Below are 3899 nucleotides of genomic sequence, written 5' to 3'. Positions count from 1 at the left end.
CCCGCTCGCCCGCCGACTCGCCGCCCTCGCCCCGAGCCGGCGCGACGGCCACCTGCTCGACCTGGTCCGCGCCCAGGCCGCGGCCGTGCTCGGCCACCCGAGCGCCGACGCGGTGGTCGCCGACCGCGCGTTCCAACGGCAGGGCTTCGACTCCCTGACCGCCGTCGAGCTGCGCAACCGGCTCACCACCGAGACCGGCCTGGCACTGCCCAGCACGCTCGTGTTCGACCAGCCGACCCCGGCGGCCCTCGCCTCGTACCTCGCCGCGACGCTCACCGGCGAGCCGGCGGCGGCGGACGGACCGGAGGCCGGCAGTCCGGTCCACGACGACCCGATCGTGGTCGTCGGCATGGCCTGCCGCCTGCCCGGCGGCGTCACCAATCCCGACGAGCTGTGGGACCTGCTCGCGGCCGGACGCGACGGCATCTCCGACTTCCCCCTCGACCGGGGCTGGGACCGGTTCCTCGCCGGCCGCCTCACCGACACCTCGTTCCCCCGGCAGGGCGGATTCGTCTACGACGCGGGCGCCTTCGACGCCGACTTCTTCGGCATCTCCCCGCGCGAGGCGCTCGCGATGGACCCGCAGCAACGGCTGCTGCTCGAAGCCTCCTGGGAGGCCGTCGAGAACGCCGGCATCGACCCCGCCCGGCTCCGCGGCGAACGCGTCGGCGTCTTCGCCGGCGCCGGCTTCCAGGGGTACGCCTCGACGGCCATGGGCCGCGACCAGGAGGTCGGCGGGCACCTGCTCACCGGCACCGCCACCAGCGTGCTCTCCGGTCGGGTCGCGTACACGCTCGGTTTCGAGGGACCCGCGCTGACCGTGGACTCGGCCTGCTCGTCGTCGCTCGTCGCGCTGCACCTGGCCGCCCAGTCGCTGCGCAGCGGCGAGTGCACGCTCGCGCTCGCCGGCGGCGTCACCGTGATGGCCTCACCTGCCACCTTCGTCGAGTTCTCCCGGCAGGGTGGCCTCGCCGCCGACGGCCGCTGCCGGTCGTTCGCCGAGGGTGCGGACGGCACCGGCTGGGGTGAGGGCGTCGGCGTGCTGCTGGTGCAGCGCCTCTCCGACGCCCGCCGCGACGGCCGGCGGATCCTCGCCGTGCTGCGCGGCTCGGCGGTGAACTCCGACGGGGCTTCGAACGGGCTGACCGCGCCGAACGGGCCGGCGCAGCAGCGCGTCATCCGGGCCGCGCTGGCCAACGCCGGGTTGTCCCCGTCCGACGTGGACGTGGTCGAGGCGCACGGCACCGGCACCACGCTCGGGGACCCGATCGAGGCGCAGGCGCTGCTGGCCACGTACGGGCAGGACCGGGGCGACGCCGCGCCGCTGCTGCTCGGCTCGGTCAAGTCCAACATCGGCCACGTCCAGGCCGCCGCCGGCGCGGCCGGGGTCGTCAAGGCGGTCCTCGCGCTGCGGCACGGCCTCGTCCCGGCCACCCTGCACGTGGACGCGCCGTCGTCGAAGGTGGACTGGTCGGCGGGTGCGGTGGAGCTGGTCACGTCGGCGCGGCCGTGGCCGGTGGTGGACCGTCCCCGTCGGGCGGCGGTGTCGTCGTTCGGCATCTCCGGCACCAACGCCCACGTGATCCTGGAAGCGCCCGGGCCGGCCGACGACGGCGACCGGGCCGGCGCGACGGACACGGCCGTCCCGTGGCTGCTGTCGGCGCGATCCGCCGAAGCGTTGGCCGCCCAGGCGGCCCGGCTGGCCGACCACCTCCGCGGACGCGAGGACGCACCGGTCGAGATCGGCTGGTCCCTGGCGACCGGCCGTGCGGCGCTCGACCACCGGGCCGCGGTGGTCGGCGCCGATCCCGACTCGCTGCTCGCCGGCCTGTCCGCCCTGGCCGACGGCGGCACGGCTGCCGGTCTCGTGACCGGTGAGGTGGACTCCGGTCGGCGGGCCGTGCTGTTCACCGGCCAGGGGTCGCAGCGCGCCGGCATGGGCCGGGAGCTGTATGCGGCGTTCCCGGTGTTCGCGGACGCGTTCGACCGGGTGTGCGCGTTGTTCGACGGCCGCCTCGATCGGCCGTTGCGGGAGGTGGTGTTCGACGGCGGGGAGCTGCTGGATCGGACCATGTACGCGCAGGCGGGGTTGTTCGCGGTCGAGGTGGCGTTGTGGGAGCTGCTGTCCTCGTGGGGGGTGCGGGTCGACAGTCTCGCGGGGCATTCGATCGGTGAGGTGACCGCCGCGTATGTGGCGGGGGTGCTGTCCCTGGACGACGCGGTCGCGCTGGTCGCGGCACGCGGTGCGTTGATGCAAGCGCTGCCGTCCGGTGGCGGGATGCTGGCGGTGGGTGCGTCGGAGGAGCAGGTTCGGGCGCTGCTGCGGTCAGGTGACGCTACGGCGGAGGGCGCCGCCTCGGCAGGCGGGCCGCTCCGGGGGGCCGATGCTGGCGAGGCAGCCGTCGTGCACCCGCTGATGGGCGGCGCGGGTCCGGACGCTGGCGTGGACGTGGCGGCGGTGAACGGCCCGGCCTCGGTGGTGCTGTCGGGTGCGGTGGCGGATCTGGACCGGGTCGCGGGGGAGTGCGCGGCGCGGGGTTGGCGGGTGAAGCGGTTGGCGGTGAGTCATGCGTTCCACTCGCGGTTGATGGAACCGATGCTCGACGACTTCCGGGCCGCGATCGGCGGCCTGGACTGGCGGACCCCGACGCTGCCGATCGTGTCGAACGTGACCGGCCGGCTCGCCGACCCCGACGACATCGCGGGCCCGGACTACTGGGTGCGGCACGTGCGGGAGGCGGTGCGGTTCGCCGACGGCGTGGCCACGCTGCACGATCTCGGCGTCAACACGTTCCTGGAGATCGGGCCCGATGCCACGCTGACCGCGATGGCCGCCGACGTCCCCGCCGACCGGACGCTGCACCACATTCCGGCGTTGCGCCGCGACCAGGACGAGGTCACCGCGCTGACCACCGCGCTGGCGCGGTTGCACGTCACCGGCACCCCGGTCGACTGGGCGGCCTGGTACACCGTCGACGGGCACCGGCCGGCCACCGTGGACCTGCCCACCTACGCCTTCCAGCACCGGCGCTACTGGCTGACCGACCAGGACGGTCCGGCGGGCGGGACCGCGGAAGCGGCCGACGACGGGTTCTGGACCGCCGTCGAGCGCGCCGACCTCACCGCGCTCGACCCAACGTTCCACACCGACCAGCCGGTCGCCGAGCTGCTGCCGGCGCTCGCCCGGTGGCGGCGGGCCGGCCGGCGACGTGCCACCGCCGACACCTGGCGGTACCGCGTCGACTGGCAGCCCGTACCGGAGACGACCGGGCCGGCGCTGACCGGCACGTGGCTGCTGCTGGCGCCGTACCCCGGGATCGACGACGCGGTGGTCGCGGCCGTGACCGACGGGATGACGGCGGCCGGCGCGACCGTGCGGACCGCCGCCGTCGACGTCGCGGACACGACGCAGCTCGACCGGCTCCTGGCCGGCGTCGACCTCACCGCCGTCCACCACTGCGCCGGACTGCTCGACGACGCCACGATCGCGTCGCTCGACGCCGAGTCCGTCGCGCGGGTGATGCGCCCCAAGGTGGACGCCGCCTGGGCGCTGCACCAGGCCACCGCCGGCCGGGACCTGACCGCGTTCGTGCTGTTCTCCTCGATCGCGGCCACGCTCGGCTCACCCGGGCAGGGCAACTACGCCGCCGCCAACGCGTTCCTCGACACCCTCGCCACCCACCGCCGCGCCCACGGCCTGCCCGCCACCAGCATCGCCTGGGGCATGTGGGCCACCGACGGCGGCATGGCCGGACGCCTCGACGCCGACGACCGCACGCGGCTCGGCCGGATCGGCATGACCGGGCTGACCGCCGACGAGGGCACCGCCCTGCTCGACGCCGCCACCGCCGCCGCACCGCCCACGGTGGTCGCCGCCCGGCTCCGGATCACCGGCGACC

1 protein-coding gene is annotated in these 3899 nt (G+C 75.6%); it reads left to right on the top strand.

Going from position 1 to position 3899, the window contains the following annotated elements:
- Positions 1–3899: type I polyketide synthase (locus tag HUW36_RS27535; protein ID WP_174530802.1), on the top strand; the 3899-nt coding region annotated here is incomplete at both ends.

The sequence above is a fragment of the Micromonospora maritima genome (assembly GCF_902825405.1).
In the GTDB taxonomy this organism is placed as follows: domain Bacteria; phylum Actinomycetota; class Actinomycetes; order Mycobacteriales; family Micromonosporaceae; genus Micromonospora; species Micromonospora maritima.
Note: the sequence above shows the minus strand (reverse complement) of the source record. Positions and strands in the feature narration are given on the sequence as shown.